This is a genomic window from Haloterrigena sp. KLK7 (assembly GCF_037914945.1).
GTDB classification, from domain to species: domain Archaea; phylum Halobacteriota; class Halobacteria; order Halobacteriales; family Natrialbaceae; genus Haloterrigena; species Haloterrigena salinisoli.
Genome location: NZ_CP149788.1, coordinates 275,991 through 293,362, shown reverse-complemented (window position 1 = coordinate 293,362; position 17,372 = coordinate 275,991). Strand labels below are relative to the sequence as shown.

The 17,372-nt window shown below is 57.0% G+C and carries 16 protein-coding genes; 6 read left to right on the top strand and 10 right to left on the bottom strand.

Annotation, left to right across the window (positions count from 1 at the left end; genetic code table 11):
- Positions 1–10: 10 nt before the first annotated feature.
- From WD430_RS20175 to WD430_RS20135, 8 genes are all read right to left on the bottom strand, one after another.
- Positions 11–2,026 carry a heavy metal translocating P-type ATPase gene (locus WD430_RS20175; protein ID WP_339106171.1) on the bottom strand — a complete coding sequence of 672 codons (2,016 nt, stop codon included), beginning with the start codon at positions 2,024–2,026 and terminating at the stop codon, positions 11–13.
- A gap of 270 nt (positions 2,027–2,296) precedes the next feature.
- A complete protein-coding gene (locus WD430_RS20170; RefSeq protein WP_339105915.1) occupies positions 2,297–3,040 on the bottom strand; it encodes a trehalase-like domain-containing protein in 744 nt (247 codons plus the stop codon).
- Positions 3,041–3,052: 12 nt separating this feature from the next.
- Entirely contained in the window at positions 3,053–3,418 is a 366-nt protein-coding gene (locus tag WD430_RS20165) for an SPW repeat protein (protein ID WP_339105914.1), read from the bottom strand.
- 73 nt (positions 3,419–3,491) lie between these two features.
- A complete protein-coding gene (locus tag WD430_RS20160) occupies positions 3,492–3,845 on the bottom strand; it encodes a four-helix bundle copper-binding protein (protein WP_339105913.1) in 354 nt (117 codons plus the stop codon).
- Positions 3,846–4,792: 947 nt separating this feature from the next.
- Positions 4,793–4,987: a hypothetical protein gene (locus WD430_RS20150; RefSeq protein ID WP_339105911.1), complete on the bottom strand. Its 195-nt coding sequence runs from the start codon at positions 4,985–4,987 to the stop codon at positions 4,793–4,795.
- 479 nt (positions 4,988–5,466) lie between these two features.
- Complete coding sequence (locus WD430_RS20145) at positions 5,467–5,895, bottom strand: response regulator (protein ID WP_339105910.1); 429 nt, start codon at positions 5,893–5,895, stop codon at positions 5,467–5,469.
- 75 nt (positions 5,896–5,970) lie between these two features.
- Positions 5,971–6,228: a hypothetical protein gene (locus WD430_RS20140; protein WP_339105909.1), complete on the bottom strand. Its 258-nt coding sequence runs from the start codon at positions 6,226–6,228 to the stop codon at positions 5,971–5,973.
- Positions 6,229–7,812: 1,584 nt separating this feature from the next.
- Positions 7,813–8,208 carry a recombinase family protein gene (locus WD430_RS20135; RefSeq protein ID WP_339105908.1) on the bottom strand — a complete coding sequence of 132 codons (396 nt, stop codon included), beginning with the start codon at positions 8,206–8,208 and terminating at the stop codon, positions 7,813–7,815.
- A 198-nt stretch (positions 8,209–8,406) separates the two neighbouring features.
- Here WD430_RS20135 and WD430_RS20130 point away from each other — a divergent pair, with 198 nt between their 5' ends.
- Positions 8,407–8,661, top strand: coding sequence for a hypothetical protein (locus WD430_RS20130; RefSeq protein ID WP_339105907.1), 255 nt, complete (start codon positions 8,407–8,409; stop codon positions 8,659–8,661).
- A gap of 316 nt (positions 8,662–8,977) precedes the next feature.
- Here WD430_RS20130 and WD430_RS20125 read toward each other — a convergent pair whose 3' ends face one another.
- The gene (locus tag WD430_RS20125; protein WP_339105906.1) at positions 8,978–9,985 is read right to left on the bottom strand and encodes a sodium:calcium antiporter; all 1,008 of its coding nucleotides are present in this window, start codon (positions 9,983–9,985) and stop codon (positions 8,978–8,980) included.
- A gap of 168 nt (positions 9,986–10,153) precedes the next feature.
- Between WD430_RS20125 and WD430_RS20120 the strand changes: the two genes are divergently transcribed.
- On the top strand, positions 10,154–10,783 hold the full coding sequence (locus tag WD430_RS20120) for an HTH domain-containing protein (RefSeq protein WP_339105905.1): 630 nt from the start codon (positions 10,154–10,156) through the stop codon (positions 10,781–10,783).
- Positions 10,784–11,366: 583 nt separating this feature from the next.
- Here WD430_RS20120 and WD430_RS20115 read toward each other — a convergent pair.
- The gene (locus WD430_RS20115) at positions 11,367–12,344 is read right to left on the bottom strand and encodes an aldo/keto reductase (RefSeq protein WP_339105904.1); all 978 of its coding nucleotides are present in this window, start codon (positions 12,342–12,344) and stop codon (positions 11,367–11,369) included.
- 594 nt (positions 12,345–12,938) lie between these two features.
- Here WD430_RS20115 and WD430_RS20110 point away from each other — a divergent pair.
- The 4 genes from WD430_RS20110 to sauS all read left to right on the top strand — a co-directional run bounded on the left by WD430_RS20110 (position 12,939) and on the right by sauS (position 17,334).
- Positions 12,939–13,796, top strand: a complete 858-nt coding sequence (locus WD430_RS20110; protein WP_339105903.1) for a tripartite tricarboxylate transporter substrate-binding protein — start codon at positions 12,939–12,941, stop codon at positions 13,794–13,796.
- 5 nt (positions 13,797–13,801) lie between these two features.
- The gene (locus tag WD430_RS20105; RefSeq protein WP_339105902.1) at positions 13,802–14,338 is read left to right on the top strand and encodes a tripartite tricarboxylate transporter TctB family protein; all 537 of its coding nucleotides are present in this window, start codon (positions 13,802–13,804) and stop codon (positions 14,336–14,338) included.
- Positions 14,335–15,831: a tripartite tricarboxylate transporter permease gene (locus tag WD430_RS20100; RefSeq protein WP_339105901.1), complete on the top strand. Its 1,497-nt coding sequence runs from the start codon at positions 14,335–14,337 to the stop codon at positions 15,829–15,831. The genes WD430_RS20105 and WD430_RS20100 overlap by 4 nt, the downstream gene beginning before the upstream one ends.
- A gap of 69 nt (positions 15,832–15,900) precedes the next feature.
- Positions 15,901–17,334, top strand: coding sequence for an acylating sulfoacetaldehyde dehydrogenase (gene sauS, locus WD430_RS20095; RefSeq protein WP_339105900.1), 1,434 nt, complete (start codon positions 15,901–15,903; stop codon positions 17,332–17,334).
- Positions 17,335–17,372: the final 38 nt, after the last annotated feature.

Here is a 17,372-nt window from a genome sequence, read left to right as displayed (position 1 = left end):
CTATGTATTCTTAATCTGCTGGTTGTGCATTGTCGGCTGGCGCTGTACCTGACAAATTCGGGATGGAAAGATTGACACGGCGGAGTAGCTGGGCATTGATTGCGACAATAACAGTACTCAGTGACATCAAGAGTGCCCCTATTGCTGGCGAGAGCAGGATTCCGATCGGAGCAAGGATGCCTGCGGCCAATGGGATGGCGAAGACGTTGTAGCCAGCGGCCCAGACGATGTTCTCCTGCATCTTCCGATAACTTGCTTTGCTCAGCTTCACGAGGCGGACAACATCTATGGGATTGTTCTGGACGAGGATAACATCAGCTGATTGAACTGCTACGTCCGTCCCGCTACCAATAGCGATGCCAACATCTGCCCGGGTCAGGGCAGGTGCGTCGTTCACTCCATCCCCGACCATCGCCACGAGCTTTCCCTGGTTTTGTAGCTCCTGTACCTTCTTGTCCTTGTCTTCCGGCAGCACTTCGGCGAACACTGTATCGATGCCCAGTTCGTCGGCCACTGAATCGGCCACGTCCTGTGAGTCACCGGTCAGCATCGCCACCTCAATATCAAGATCGTGGAGTGCATCGACGACCCGGTAACTCGATTCGCGGATCACGTCGGCCATGGCAAAGGCAGCGATCGGTTCGCCTTCTCGAACGACATATACGACCGTCTGTCCGTTCTCGCCGGCCTTGTCAACGAATTGCTGCAGAGACGACGGAACCTCGGTGTCGATGTAAGTTAGGAGGTTTGGCCCACCGACGTAGACCTCTTCACCGGTAACTCGCGCACGAACGCCTCGGCCTTTCATCGCCTCGAAGTCGCTTGTATCTGGGATACTGACATCACGTTCGTCGGCTGCTTGGCGAATGGCGCGAGCGATCATGTGCTCCGAATCGCCTTCAACCGCGGCAGCAAGAGCTAGGGCATCATCTTCCTCGATACCGTCAACAGTCGCCATATCTACCACACCATGTTCGCCTTCGGTGAGCGTTCCCGTCTTGTCGAAGATGATCGCATCTAGGTTCCGTGACTTTTCCATGGCAATGCGATCACGGACAAGCATTCCGTTACGGGCGGCAAGGGAGGTATTGATCGCAACTACGAGTGGAATGGCGAGTCCAAGCGCGTGCGGGCACGCGATTACGAGTACAGTGACGACTCGCTCGATGACTGTTGCGTTGAACGAAACTGCGGCTGTCCACGCGATAGCAGTCACAGCCGCTGCCCCTAGAGCGACATAGAACAGCCAACCTGCGGCCCGATCAGCAAGTACTTGTGTCTGTGACTTACTTCCCTGTGCTTCCTCGACAAGACGCATGATTCCCGCAAGCGTCGTCTCCTCACCTGTCGCCTCTATGCGAACACGGAGGCTCCCATCGCCGTTGATAGTCCCACCAATCACTTCGTCACCGGATTCTTTTGAGACTGGCATCGATTCGCCGGTGATCATTGACTCGTTCACATCGGAGCTGCCCTCCGCAACAACACCGTCGGCAGGAACGCTTGCGCCGGGTCGGATGAGGACAAGGTCGCCCTCGGAGAGGTCGCTTACTGGAACTTCCTCTGTCTCGCCGTCTTTTGTGATTCGCTCGGCCGTGTCAGGCATGAGCTGTGCTAACTCATCGAGAGCGCTCTGAGCTCGACGAACTGACCGCATCTCGATCCAGTGGCCGAGCAGCATGATATCGATTAGGGTGACGAGCTCCCAGAAGAATGCTGACTCGGTTGGGAGAACGACGCTCGCCAGGCTATAGACGAACGCAACTAAGATCGCCATCGAGATGAGCGTCATCATCCCCGGCGATCGATCTCGTAGTTCGGGAGCGGCCATTCGAAGGAAGGGAAGGCCACCGTACGCAAAGACAATCACCGCGAAGACCGGATTAATCCACTCGCTTCCGGGGAACGCCGGAACAGAGAATCCCAGCCACTCCTGGAGCATCTCGCTGTAGAGGAGGACCGGAATCGAGAGCAGCGTCGAGATGAAGAACCGACGGCGGAACATCTTTTCATGGCCCTCGTGCATTCCCCCATGATCACCGTGATCATGATCTTCTTCGTCATGATCCATCTGGTGTTCGTGTTGCTTTTCAATCGCCTGTTCGGCCTCGTTCGCGTCCGTGGCCTCCTCCTCAAGCATCGACTGTTCTACTTGAGGGTCTGATCCCCCCTCGCCACTACCTGCCTCGTTGGTTTTGGTAGATCGATGATTATGGTCGGAGTGGTCTTCGGACAGATTTTCGTCGTTCGTTGAGTGATTGTGGTCGTCCATGGGTTTACTCAGTAAATATAGCGGCTATGGTGATCCGTATGTTATCGTGCTGTCACTGGTTTCTGTCTCTGTATCACTGTCGAGGGGGAGAAGGCGTTGACCGAGGACTATGCCCATGACCACTACTACAAAACCAGTAATCAAGGCAAGTATTCGCCGATGCATCGACATCCAGAGCTGACAACTTCGGTTGTGGTCCTGCTCATCAAACGGACCGTGTGCGCCGTAATCGTCCGCAAGTGGCTCGTGAAGATTGTGTTGTCTATCAGGGTCTACCAACTCGTCGGTTTGCTGGGAGTTATATCCACTACTTGCCAGGTAGTGATCGAGCCAACGCGGAATTAGTCGGTTACCAAGGATCGACTTCAGCGTAGGCCAGCCAACCAACAGTTCGTCCCGATTGTTATCGAACTCGGCGACAGGCACGAAATCCGTCACTGTTGCATCTCCACTGGTGGTCCGGAACGTCGTCTCGAGGACGTTGGTGCGGTCGCGATACTGCTGGATGAATTCGAACGACTGCATCGGCCGCACAGCGAAGTGGCCGCCGCGGTCGGCATCGAGCAGCGCGGTGAAGACGCTCGGCGACTCAATATGCGAGAACGGACACCAGTCGATCGAACCGTCACGACCGACTAACGCGACCGTGTTCCCACCAATTACGCTGTATTCCTCGAGGGGTTTGTACTGCATGATCACCAGGAAGGTTGGATCGCCGTCCGCACGAATCGATCGCCGATTGTCGATAACCCGTTCATTTCTAGTCACCGATCGTCTTTCCTATTGGGCAGTCGCTCGAAAGGCCGGGGTAGTGCCAGCGACGTACGCGTTGTAGCTCCCGAAACTCGCCATGAGCGTGCCCGAGACGACGTCGTTCCACAGCGCCACGCCCTCGAGACCGAGTGCAAACGGCGCGACGACGAGCCAGAGTCCGAGGACCGCGATAAGACCCGCGCCGGTCGCGCTTACAGGTCGCCGTCTGACTGCCCTAGCATAGTTATAGCCGGCAACGAGGATGACCGCAGCGCCGACAATGACGTCGTTCCAGCGACCGACCGCTGGCGTACCGAGAACGAACGGAGCCGCGATCAACCAGCAGCCGAGCACACCGTTACCGGCTACTGTCAACTTCGTCGTTGGGTCCATGATCAGGCGCTCGTGTTTGTCTCGATCGAGAGCGAGGTGCGTTTGGAGCCACGAAACGGGGTGAACGGCGATTTCAGGCCGAAGCCATGTTTCGGCAGGTCTCCGCGCAGTCACGGAGAACATCCGCACAGACCTGACAGTGTTCGGCGTCGTGTTGCTCGCACTCGTCAGCGCACTCCTCGCAGGCGTCGGCGGTGATCGCGGCGAGATCCGAGCTGTAGTCGGAATTACGGACCATGAACCGTGCATGCATGGTCGCTAAGTCAGCGACGTCCCTGCAGAGCCGTAGACACTCGGCCATCGCTTCGCCTTCGCCGGCGCACTCGTCGGCACACCACTCGCAAGCCTGAGCGCATTCGAAGCAGCTGTCGATACAGTCCTGCATCTCTTCACTTTCGCTGACGTGGTCAATCTGGGTTAGTGCCATTACGATCGAACGATCAGCGGCGATCAGTTTTGTTATCCACACCCCACGACGAACGGACTGAATGGTGAGGAGCGACACCCGTAGCGGATAGCACGGTATGTCTAATCGGTGAGTCCGGATTCACGAATCATTACCACCGATCAAAGAGATGGTTTCGCCAGCGGGTAGCCGAGATCCATCCTCTCCCATCGTAAATGGCGCCGGCTCGTTTGTCCACTCGAGCCAGTGAGATCGCTTAGTTCGACGGGAATCGTCGGCTATGTCCTGATATAGATCAGCGGGATGTGTCCCTCGAACCGCTTGAGAGTCCTTTACTTTCCGATCTCTTACCGGCCGTTGGTCGAATCATCCACACGCTTCTCACAACTGAGTGTCGTCTTTCGCAGCGTGAGTTCGCTGACCAAGCAAACGTGTCGGCACGAACAATCCGAAACTATCACGACCGACTCGAGGCGCTCGATCTCATTCGTGTCGACGAGAGCGGATATCGACTAGCGTTGTCGTTCCGAACGGCCACCGAACGTCGCGAGCCTCTTGTTCCGACCGGCCTCGAGGAGAACCAGACGCTCCTCGATGCTGCCGACGCACTCCTCGACATACTTCTTCCACCAGATCCGGGACGGTTACTCGATCATCCCAGAGTCGGTCTGTGGCTACAGCTGGCAGCTGCGCTCACAGCGACAGACTCCACCGAGAACAACCAGGCGGTGCAGATGGGCCCACCGCTTAAGCAGCAAGCGCTTTGCACTTGACACCTTCTCGCGCCTGACCAGTAGATGGTAGCACGATTCCTCATTCAGAACTCTATCTGAAACTGAATCGGGTGTTCGGTAAGTACGTGTGCGTACTTATCATGACGATCAACTAAAAATGTAGGATGGAGAGAAATAATTATCCCCTGTGCGAACGGATATATACATATGGATGAAACAGGACTACTGATATTGCTACTCGGAGTTTTCGTCGCATACAGAGTCCTCCAAGGAGTTGCAGAAGCATGGCGCGGATACAATGGTAAACCTGAGTAATCGGTCCTGCCAGGCTCTTCGCGATAATTCGGGATCAACGTCTTCGTAGTGTACGCTAAACTCCGTGAGTGCCACGGCCTCGAGCAGGTCGTCTCGACGATTGGTTTCGGACATCAAACCTTCTGGCTGCGGTTTTCTATTTAAAGAGTAGTATGAGAAACGCTGGGGTGGCGTTGGACTCCCCACAACTGGTGGTTCTGCCAATCGGTTGGTGGTTCGATGATCGTGCCTCTGACGTTGGATTGACTCATGTAGCGAGTCCGGTGTCTCAGCTTGGACGGAGCCTGTTGGCAACGACAGTCCCCACTCCGCCAGATGGATAACTCGACCAATTTGGGTTAAGCGTAATGGCTGACTGGTAAGTGAATACCATCATAAAGAATAAGGATGGTCTATGAAATCGAGAGTAGGCTCCAAAAAATGGCTGATACTTCTAGTGTTGAAAGACAACAGACGCGGATTCAAGAACTACTCAGAGACGCTCAAACAGAGGCTGAGCAGCTTCCTGAGGAACTGAACCTGAACCAAACGATTAGTGAACTTCAACGGACCATAGAGGCGCTTAATCGGATCGAGTCTCAGACCGAATAGGACTACAACTGATCGTCATCAGCATCGGACGGAAGCCAGACAATCTCGAGCCAGAAATTCTTGAGACTGCGGACGACATCGATAAACTCGTCGGGATCGACGGGTTTCTGGACGAAAGCGTTCGTGTGGAGTTCGTACGATCGCGCAACAGCTTCGGCGTCGCTAGAGTCAGTGAGAACGATTACAGGAATCTCGGCCAATTCGGAATCATCAGTGAGTTCCTCAAGTAGGTCATAGCCATCTATTTCAGGGAGGTCAACGTCCAGCAGGATCAGATTAGGTCGGGGTGCGTCAGTGTGGTTGCCGCGTTGATGGAGAAAATCGAGTGCTTCGGTACCGTCGGAGACTGTGTGAACATGATTGGCGATTTTCTCGTCGTTGAGCGCGTCTAGAAAAAGCTGGGTGTCCTCAGGATTTGGATCGATTAGCAATACCTCTGCGGATTGGCGGGGTGGCACAATCGTTGTTGAAGAAGCAACGGGAAAGGGCGCAGGCTTTCATATTAATCAGTCATCTATCTTGATTGCGTCGAGAAACTTGTTGAGAGTATCGGCGAGATCCGGGACTGATCTGCGGTCATCTGTCTCGATCGGCGAGAATCGGATGACGATCGTATGCTTTGTGTCGGTGTTACGCGCCGTATCGACGCTGCTAACGCCTTGCCAGATCCCAGTGACTTTGACGTTGCCGTGGCTTGCATGGTCGTATACCTCGCCAACTTCGATAGATTGGTTCGCTGTCGAATCAAGATCCGCCTTAGACATCTATCCGATTGTCACCATTCATGGTGACTTAGTCTCTATGCCGACATGCTAATCGTGAGACGACGCTACCGCCATGAGCACAGCGCGAGAACACCCGCTCAGCCCTCAAGTCAAGCCGACGTCGTCGCTGGAACGTTGTTCGGAGTACGCTTGATTTCTGAAAAGTCAAGTGTGATTTGAGAGTATGGAGAAAACTACCCCTACGCCGCACCGCATTTCATCTCTATCAGATAACCAATCCAGTAGCTTTCTAGCGAAGGTTCTCTCGAGAATCAGAGTGGTTTCGGAGTTGCTGTCAGAGTGATCGAGTTGAAAGGGTATTGTGGGTCTGCCCATACCCTTCGAGAGTGTTCAACGGTGGCTCTGACCCACCTTCGGGGTCATGGGACCGTACCGAAGGCAGGTCAATTAAGCGTTTGCTAGTCCATTACATAGCGATTGGCCCGCCCTTTGCATGGACGCTTTGAGGGGGTGACTAAGTCGTTCTTCTGCGTTCTCAAGTTTGGTAGTTGTTCCAACCCCAATTAGCAATGTCCTCGAGTAGTAGGATTGACGGGGCAACTGGATGGTAGTTTAGAGTGGTTTTATATACTTAGATATAGTGGTAACTCTCACACTCGCGGCACACTGATAGGAATGAGATCCTATGGTGCAACGCCCCCCAGCATTGCACCGTGATCTGCGACAGCACCGCGAGTGTTTCCCCCACCCCCATTCTCAAAAATCCCTAATACTGTTTCTACTCCGCGAATGGCAGTAAGGAGTCCCAAATGAGTCATAGACGTGTTTCCTACAAAAGATCCGACCCAGTCGTTCTTTAAGTGGTTCTGGTCACAAGGTAGAGCTATGACGGGAAGTGAGGTTCTCTGAGGCGCTTACCCCACAGTCACAACTCGGTCACAAGGAGCGTTGCATAGGCCGTTGCATATATCGAACCGAACCTATCCAAAGCTGGATTGCATGGGGTATTTCGCTTTAAGTGGTTCTCGGCACAAGGTAGAGATATACCAGGGAGTCGTTCCTCTGAGATCTCCACTCCTCAGCCGATCAGCATCCTCGAGTCGCGGGACTGGAAACCATCAGTCACTGGTGTTGGCTATCGGTGGTCTCCTCATCGAACGGGGCAGATGGTGACGAGTCAGAAATTCACCGGTTCTCTGAAGATATACAACTCGGATGGAAAACACCAAGGCCGAACTTGCCTCCCTCTGTCGCCTTGTGTACTCGTCTTCCCTCTATCAGCTCGCCGCATTCATCGCACCTCTTTGGCACCTTCCCCTTCGTTTGGGTATTAGCTGTCATAGCTAGTGGTATCCGGTCCAGCAAAGGAGACGTCTGGATCTGGTCTCTGCCTTTGCATCTGGCCGGATACTCTAACCAACTAAATCGACAGTATTGAAGGCCTGAGACTGTTGATTGCCTTAGTAAGCGTTAACCGAAATTAACGCTATTTTCGTTGTGTTTAGCTCAACAGTATAGCGGTCAGCGACCATTCTGTTCATACAGTCTACATCTAGGATGCACACACCCGCCGTGTGTAGTTCTCTCGAGGATCGCTCACTCATGGCGGTCTCGGTCGCGAGATTATAGTCGGAGGTATCGACAAGCCCGCTCGACCGAATGCAGTTCGACGTCGCGCTCATCAAGAGCGAGCAGTAGTCGGATCCAATTGTTCTGATTCCGCGAGAGCCGCGACAAGTCCCGAACGACGACAGCCGAGACGGCGCCTTCGCTAACGTGACGTCGGAGCTCGTCGTACTTCTCTCGACTCCCATCAAACCCACTCAAGCCCGTTCCATCATTAAGAATCCAGACAAGCTCGAGGTCGCGGTCAGCACAGTACTCCCGAATGTCCTCTTTCTGGCCGATGATCGAACGGTCAGACTCTTGGGAGAGCCGCGTGTAGCCGAGAACGGGAGCGTTGTCTGGCACCGTTACTGGCCCACCGGAGTCGGCGACGCTCTCGCTGTTTCCGCTCATACGCTACTCCCCGCTACTGTTATGGCCGGTGATCTCGAGCTTGCTGCTCGCATTTCCAATCTTCCACTCGAGGGTAGTCTCCCGATTCATATCGAAGAACTTGGACGCCGACGACGGCCAACCGATGTGCGAGTCGTGCAGTATCCAGTGGGATGACGACACAAGTAGGTAGGATACAGAGGATATGGAGGAAGTAACATGAGCAATGATGGAACCGGATTCGAGAAGGTTGTAGTGCGACGAGCCGGCGATCTCGGCGTCGACACCGACCCAGAACCGCCAGAGATTCGCGGACCTGGTGACTCCGGCTCCGGATCGGATCTTCAAACGCCTGCGTTCAATGAGATTCGCGAGCGCGTTGATCTCGATGAGCACGACGCAAAAACGCACGTAGCCACGATTTGGTACGACCCCGACACTTGGGAGTACACGGTTGAGTATTCCGTAGAGTGAGATCGGTGACGGTTGTATCTCCCAACGAGGGTGTCAAGTGCCTCTGACGTTAATTCGTTGTCATCACTCCTTCTTTATCTTTCGATACCACTTCACCACGGACTCTCGAGTCTGGTCGCAAGGCAGCGGCAATGGACGGACAACCGATGCCCGAACGGACAGAATCGTGGCGAATGCCCAGCACCGCACCGCGGCCGCCGTTGCTGGCGACCGGTGGACAGTCGACCTGGAACACGCAAGATGGACAGTCCACTCGAGATTGCGCAAGGAAGGCACCAGATTTGGCCCTGTTGGAATAATTTGAAGTGAATATTGATTAGATTCCCTGAACGGTCTCAATAACGTCCATTGATTCGAGAATCATCCAGAGAAGGAACAGCCCGTACAGTCCGAGGAAACCGTATGCTTCGCGATCGGTAAGTTCGAGGTGAGTACGAGTAAACACGATAAATACGAGCGTAGCGAACGCGAGGAACCCCATCGTTGGAATCGCCGCGAGGAAGTTGATGGTCGCAGACCCCGCTAAGAGGACACCGACGGGGATAGCGACCAAGAGGTTAAACGTATTACTTCCGAGGACGTTCGTAAGACTGGTAACGCTGTCGTCATTCTGAGCGGCGCGAACGCTGACGAATGCGTCGGGCAGACTCGTTCCGGCAGCGATAACGGTCAACCCCCATAGGAAACTCGGCGTGTCGAAGATCGCTCCGAGTGAGAGGGCGGCACGGACGATTCCCTCGACGCCGACGGCAATGACGAGTAGACCCACTACGAGCACTCCCCATTCTCGGGCTGGACGTACATCGAGAGAATCGTCAGTGACGTGTTCACTGGCATCCTGCTGGTGGAGAAAGACGTAAATTCCGTACGTGGCAAGTGAGATCAGAGCCAGCGGAGGTGTCAGGATCGCAGCACGGTTCGTTCCCCCTGGAACGTAGGTCGCACCGAGTGCGAAAGTGATGAATAGGACGAGAACGCTGATGACGTAGAACTGCGCGTCTTTGTGAATGAGGTCGCGGGTCGCTTCCAGTTCCTCGCTAGAGAGGGCTGAGAGAGCTGGAATCACGAGGAGGTTGAAGATGGCGCTCCCAACGATTGCTCCGACACCGAGGGAAAACTCACCGTGAACGACCGTACTGATGACGATGGAACTGATCTCGGGGAAACTCGAACCGATGGCAACGACGATGGCTCCATGGACGGCGACAGGTAACCCATAGTGCTTACTCAGTCGCTCTGCCGCCTGCTCGAAGTATCCGCTTCCTTTCCAGATGACGAGTGTTGCGACAACTGCGAGAACAAGGGTGCCGAGCAGTCCTGGCATCGATTATCGTTTGTCGACACGCGATGAAAGATGTGTTTCCTTCGAACGAAAGTGAATGAGCGCCGAGCGAGGACCGCCTTGTAGTTCTCCCAGCCCACCATTCACGACGGAGACGTGGTCTAAGTTGCTAGGGGCATCTCGTTAGTCAGGTGCGTGACGTCCTTGACAATGCGGGTTCTCCGCATCCAAGCTGTGGAATTCGCTCCCGAAGACGAACACCGCGAACTCCGACTGGATGAACTCCGCTATGCCCTGGGTACGCTCGAGCCCGAGCAGTTACTTGCCGACCTCCCACCGGCCGTTGGTCGAATCATCCACACGCTTCTCACCACCGAGAGCCGGATCTCACAGCGTGAGCTCGCCGACCAAGCAAACGTGTCGGCACGAACAATCCGAAACTATCACGGCCGACTCGAGGCACTCGATCTCGTTCGTGTCGACGAGAGCGGGTATCGACTGGCGTTGTCGTTCCGAACGGCCACCGAACGTCGCGAGCCCGTTGTTCCGACCGGCCTCGAGGAGAGCCAGACGCTACGTAACGCAGCTGACGCACTCCTCGACATACTTCTTCCACCAGATCGATATGGCGACCCCGACGATCCGATAGGGAGTGTACTGTTCTGGCCACCAGATCCAATACGATTACTCGACCATCCCAGAGTCGGTCTGTGGCTACAGCTGGCAGCGGCGCTCACAGCAACAGGATCTACCGAGAACAACCGAGCCGTACAGATGGGCCCACCGCTTAAGCAGCAAGCGCTTCATCGTGTCTCTGGCCGCCCATCGGACGGGAAGTAGTCTAGCTCACATTGTACACATAATGAGTCGACGCCGACGCTGCTCTCGGTCCTGGACCGAGCAGCTGTCAGCTGCCGATGCTCGGATGCTCCTTGACGAGATCAGTGACGCCTGCAGTTGGGACGCAAACAGCTACGTACAACGGGCCCGCTCGCTGCTCGAGGAGTCTTGACACCGACGCTGTCGCCCTCCGGTCCTCAGTCATCTCCTCTTCTACCCATCTGTACTGAGGGTGTCATAGAACGATCCGCATAACGTTCTTTTCACCTAATCTGGAGCGAACCATCCGTTCACTACACCTGCGAGGTGAGCGATAAGCCGGGCCGGTCTCGGACGGTACGGCGTGATGCCGCCGACAGTCGTCTGCGAACGCATGTGACGAGGGAATCCAGATCTGTCCTAAGTACAGTCATTCCGTGAGGAACTCGAAAGGACCACAGTGAATCAATAACCCCAACCTAGTACACGTCGTTCTCGCTGCAGCATTCGACGAACTCATCACGTTCGGCTGGGCGTGCGATCGCCATCCCTATGACATCGTAACGGCTTCTCAGTATAATTTTGCTTCAGACTTCTAACTCATCTATGTGTGACCTGATACTGGTACTGGTTCGTATGGCGCCTCGAGATACTCAATATCGCTCTCGGACAACGAAATATCGAGTGCTTCGACAGCCTGTTCGAGATGTTCAATGCTCGTTGTTCCGATTATCGGCGCGTCGACCCAATCTTTGTGTAACAGCCAGGCCAACGAGATTTGTGCCATTGTCACTCCCTTGTTCTCAGCGATTTCCTCGACTCGTTCGTTGATCTCACGGCCGCCACCGTCACGATACGGGTGTTCGTACAGTTTCTCACCCGTTTCGCCTCGAGCCGTCGCGTCGATATCCTCGGCAGGCCGAGCGAGATAGCCACGGGCGAGCGGACTCCACGGCATCACGCCGATCCCTTCCTTTTCACAGAGCGGCAGCATCTCGCGTTCCTCCTCCCGGTAGACGAGATTGTAGTGGTTCTGCATGGTAACGAACCGGTCGAGTCCCAGTCGGTCGCTCGTATGGAGTGCCTCGGCGAACTGGTGGGCCCACATCGAGGAGCCGCCGAGATAGCGGACCTGCCCGCGACGGACGGCATCGTCGAGCGCTCTCATCGTCTCCTCGATCGGCGTATCGTAATCCCACCGGTGGATCTGGTAGAGATCGACCGTCTCCATTCCGAGCCGCTCGAGGCTGTTCGCGAGTTCTTGTTCGATCGCTTTCCGCGACAGTCCACTGGCGTTCGGATTGTCCTCATTCATCTCCATGTACGCCTTCGTGGCGATGACGGGCCAGTCGGAGTCGTACCCCTCGAGCGCCTTCCCAAGGATCCGCTCGGACTCACCCCGCGAATACATGTTCGCCGTGTCGAAGAAGTTGATCCCGAGGTCGATGGCCCGGTCGATGATCTCTTTTCCTTCGTCTTCCTCGAGAACCCAGTCGCGCCAGTCGGGGTCGCCGAAACTCATGCAGCCGAGACAGAGCCGACTGACGCGCATTCCTGTCGATCCGAGCGTCGTGTACTCCATGGGGTAGCTGTGGCTAGTGTGAACAAAGATACTCGGGTTGCATTTGAAATATGCACGTCAGATCTCAATTGTGCAATGTGTTATCGTACTACGAATCTCTATGTGACAGTACCCTCAATGAAGTCTAGATGATATAACGGTCTGTGATTCGGCGGTGTCAGTTGCAGTCGCAAGCCGAATAGGCAACCCCGAATGGGTTTTTGATATAACACGTAGACGAGGACACATTTCGACAACCGAATCGTCGAATGCGACGCTCGAGTTGACGTTTAATCGCCGGTGATATTCCAATGATCTCAATTGTGACAGAGCGGTGGTGTCCGCGGATCGATGAATCGAACGACCGGCTCGAGATAGGGATGCACCGAATCGCATCCGCAACTGGTTTCGAGCTGGAACGGACCAAGGCGGCTTCACTATCGAACGATGACACTAAAAAATACTAGTCGACGAGAATTTATCGCGGCGGGAACGGTCGGATTGGCGGGCGCAGCGGCGTACACCGCCCAGGCGCGGGGTATTCTGGGAACGTCCGACGGAACGCAGATCAGAGCGATCGTGCCGTGGTCGCAGGGCGGCGGTACCGACCGATCGATGCGTGTTACGACGCCGACGTGGTCCGAACTACTGGGCACCGAGTTCGTCGTCGAAAATCACCCGGGCGGTTCGACACAGGTCGGGGGCGAAGAGTTGTACAACGCAGACGCCGACGGCTACACGCTTGCGATGTGGAACATGCCCCAAATGCAGGCGACGTGGTTGTTCCAGAACGCCCCGTACAGAATCGGGGACTTCGACTATCTCGGAACCCATCACTGGGATCCGACGATGTGGTTCGCGCCACCCGATAGCCCGTACGACGACCTTGAGGGGTTTATCGAGTACGCCCGCGAGAACGAGGCGACCGTCGGAATCACTGCAGCAATCGGGAATACGGCGCTGTCGGCGCTGCTCGTCAAAGAGACCTACGACCTCGATCTGACGATCATCAATATGGGGGGCGGATCGGGCGTCCGACAGGCCGTCCTCGCCGACGACATCGATGCCGGCGTCAACCAGCCGTGGGCGTTCAACCCCGACTACGCCGGCGACGTGACCGCTCTGGGCTCTCACACGTCCGAGCAACAGGAACTGTGGCCGTCTGCGCCGTCCTTCGGTGACCTCGGTCTGGAAGAGATCCCGCTGGTCGACGAGGGCCTCGGTCAGTGGAAGCTCGTCGTATTACCCGGCGGCGTTCGCGATCGACATCCCGATCGGTTCGAGGAGCTATCGGAGACCTACGCCGCAGTATTCGAGAACGATGCGTTTCAGGCCCGAACCGAAGAACAGGGCGGCCTCGACAAGATCATCGACTATCGCGGTCCCGACGAGACGAAGCGAGAAGTCGAGGCCACCGCTCAGTTCATGAAGGAGTACGCCGACGTGATCGAGAACTTCATCTACGACCAGTAGCAGCCATGACGGATATTACGCCGCCGGTCGTCAACGTCTCGGCCGGCTCACGAACGCTCGAGATCGATACAGGGGAACTGTTGTTTCCGGGACTCGTACTGGCGTTTTGCCTGTTTTACTACTGGGATACTCACACGTTGCCGGATCTCTCGATGCTGTACGCGGGCCCGTTGCTGTATATGACGGCAGCGCTCGCCGTCGTGACTGTCTTCCAGCAGGCTGTCTCAGTCGACGGGTCCGGAGACCGAGGCGAGTCCGGGCTCGGAATAGCAATGGTCGCTCCCGCTCCCGATACAGCGGCTGAGACGACATCAGACGATCAGGTGTTCACTGTACGTAACGCAGCGTTGCTGGTCGCACTGACGACCGTCTATATCGTCGCTCTCGAGCCGATCGGGTTCCTCATTGCCACCACCGGGTATCTGGCGGTCACGCTATACCTGTTCGGCGAGGAGAGCCTGTTCGCCCTGACGCTCTATTCGATCGGGTTCACGTTTCTCCTCTGGTTCGTGTTCATCGAGTGGCTGGGGGTGCCGGTATGATCGAGGCGTTTCTCTTCCCCGCGACGATAGCGGACGGACTCGGCGTACTCGCGAACCCGTACGTTCTCCTCGCGATCCTCCTGGGGACCGCAATCGGCGTCGTTTTCGGCGCGATTCCCGGGTTCTCTGCGACGATGACGATCATCCTGTTTACGCCGATTACGATTCCGTTCGAGTCGACGACGGCGTTGATCTTCCTGGTCTCAGCCTACGGCGGCGCGGTGTACGGCGGTTCGATTCCGGCGATCCTCATTAATACGCCCGGCGCGCCGGGATCGGTCGTCACCTGCTGGGACGGGTACGAACTCACGAAACAGGGGCGGGCCGTCTACGCGCTGGCAGTCTCCGCGATCGTCTCCGGGCTCGCGGGGCTGATCGCGGCCGCCTTCCTCCTCGTCTTCGCCCCGCCGATTTCCGAGTTCGCCCTCAATTTCGGGCCGCCGGAGATGTTTTTGCTCGCGGTGTTCGCCCTGACGATCATCCCCGCCGCGAAGGGAGCGTCGCTCTCGAAGGCACTTTTGGCCGGCCTGTTCGGACTGCTGATCGGAACGATCGGTAACGATCCGCAACTCTCCCAGCCGCGGGCCACGTTCGGCCAGACGACGCTGCTTCAGGGCGTCGACTTCGTCGTCGTGCTCATCGGACTGTTCGTCCTCGCGGAAGTGTTCCGGCTCGCCCACCGCGGCGCTACCGTCACCGCCGACGAAAACGTCGAGGGCGGTATGTCGGAGGTGTACGAGGCCGCCCGAGCCGTCGCTTCTCGCCCGGTCGGGTTCCTTCGAGGGGCTTTCATCGGTACCTTCGTCGGCTCGCTGCCCGGCGCGGGCGCGGACGTGGCGAACTTCGTCTCGTACAACGAGGCCAGGCGGTGGGCCAGCGACGAATTGTCCGACCGGTTCGGCACCGGCGTCATCGAAGGCGTCATCGCGGCCGACTCGAGCAACAACGCGACGCAGGGCGGTGCGCTGATCCCGACGCTGACCCTCGGTATTCCGGGAAGCGGCTCGACGGCGGCGCTGTTGGGTGCGATTGCGCTCCACGGACTGAATCCGGGCCCCGGGCTGTTCGACGCGTCGGGCGAGATCGTCTACGCGATGATCCTCTCGCTGTTCATCGGGAACGTCCTGATCCTGGTGTACGGGATTTCCGGGTCGCGTTACTTCGGAAAGCTCGCGTATATTCCGATTCGCTACATCATCCCCGCGGTGGCAGTACTCGCGATCGTCGGCGGCTTCGCGGTGCGAAACGCGACCGTCGATCTGTATATCGTGCTGATCTTCGGACTGATCGGCATCCTGTTCATCAAGTACGACTATCCACTCGTCAGCCTCGTGTTGGGAGTCATTCTGGGGGACATCGCCGAGTCCGGCTTCGTCACCGGCTGGCTGTTGACCGGCGAGAGCGTTACGGCCTTCCTCTTCAACAGCTACATCGCGATCGGTCTATTGATCCTCATCGCACTCTCGCTGATCGTCACCGTCGTCAAGGACTGAAACGGCCAGGGCTGCCGGCGTGTAGTATGCCGGCAACATAGCTATCCGCGGGAATCGACCACGTCCGGTATGACAACGAACCCTTCACAGGTCGAATCGGCATCCGAGACGGCGGACGGCGTCGACGCCTGTCTCGACCGCGCTCGAGCGGCGATGGACGAGATCGCGGACTACGATCAAGAGCGGGTCGACGAACTCGTCCAGGCGGTCGCTTGGGCGATCTACGAGGACGAACGGGCCCGAGAGATATCAGAGGTAGCAGTCAGAGACACCGGCTTCGGCAACGTCGAGGACAAAATAACGAAAAAGCGCCGAAAGACCGCGGGTACGCTGGACGATCTGCTCGGGGAGCCGTCGGTCGGCGTGATCGATCGGGACGAGGAGGCGGGACTCACCGAAATCGCGAAACCCGTCGGCGTCGTCGGTGCGGTCGTCCCCTCCACCAATCCGGGGACGACGCCCGCGAACCTCGCGATGATGGCGGTGAAAGGTCGCAACGCGATCGTCGTCTCGCCGTCGCCGGCCGGTCTCTCGACGTGCGAACTGGTCGTCGAATACGTCCGCGACGAACTCGAGTCGGTCGGCGCGCCGCGGGACCTCGTCCAGATGCTGCCGGCGCCCGTCGAAAAGGAGAAAACGTACGCGCTGATGGACCGCTGTGACCTGCTGCAAGTGACCGGCTCCGAGAACAACGTCCGACGCGGCGAGCGCTCGGGGACGCCCAACTACTGCGTGGGCGAAGGGAACGTCGTCTCGGTCGTCGACGCGACGGCCGATCTCGAGGCGGCTGCCGAACGCATCGCGAAGAGCAAGACGTTCGACTACGCGACCAGTTGCTCAAGCGATAACGCCGCAGTGATCGTCGGGTCGGTCTACGACGACGCCGTCGCCGCCCTCGAAGCCCAGGGTGGGTATCTCTGCGATGAGGACGAACGCGAGCGCCTCGAGGAAACGATGTTCCCAGATGGTCACGGGTCGCTCTCCTCGGCGGTCACCGCGCAACCGCCGGCGGAGATCGCGGCGGCCGCCGACCTCCCGCCCGAGGCTCACGAGGCCGACTTCTTCATGGTCGAAGGGCAGGGAATCGGTGCGGAGTACCCGCTCTCGGGCGAGAAGCTCTCGGTCGTGCTCACCCTCTACGACGTCGCCGACTTCGACGATGCCTTGGAGACGACAAGCGAGATCCTCGACTTCGAGGGCAGCGGCCACTCCTGTGGATTACATACGACCGACGACGACCACCGGGAACGCATCGGCCACGAGATCGACGTCGCCCGGCTGTTGATCAACCAGCCCCAGTGTTACGGCAACGGCGGAAGCTTCGATAACGGGTTGAACTTCACACTCTCGATGGGAGCCGGCACGTGGGGCGGTAACCAAACCGACGAGAACATCAATTACACCCACTTCCTCAACACGACGACGGTCGCCGAAACCGTCGAACCCGACGAACCGACCGAGGACGAACTATTCGGTTCGTATCACGAGAAGTACGGCCGCTAACCGACCCAGTCAGGCCCAACAATTGATTTCCAACATTA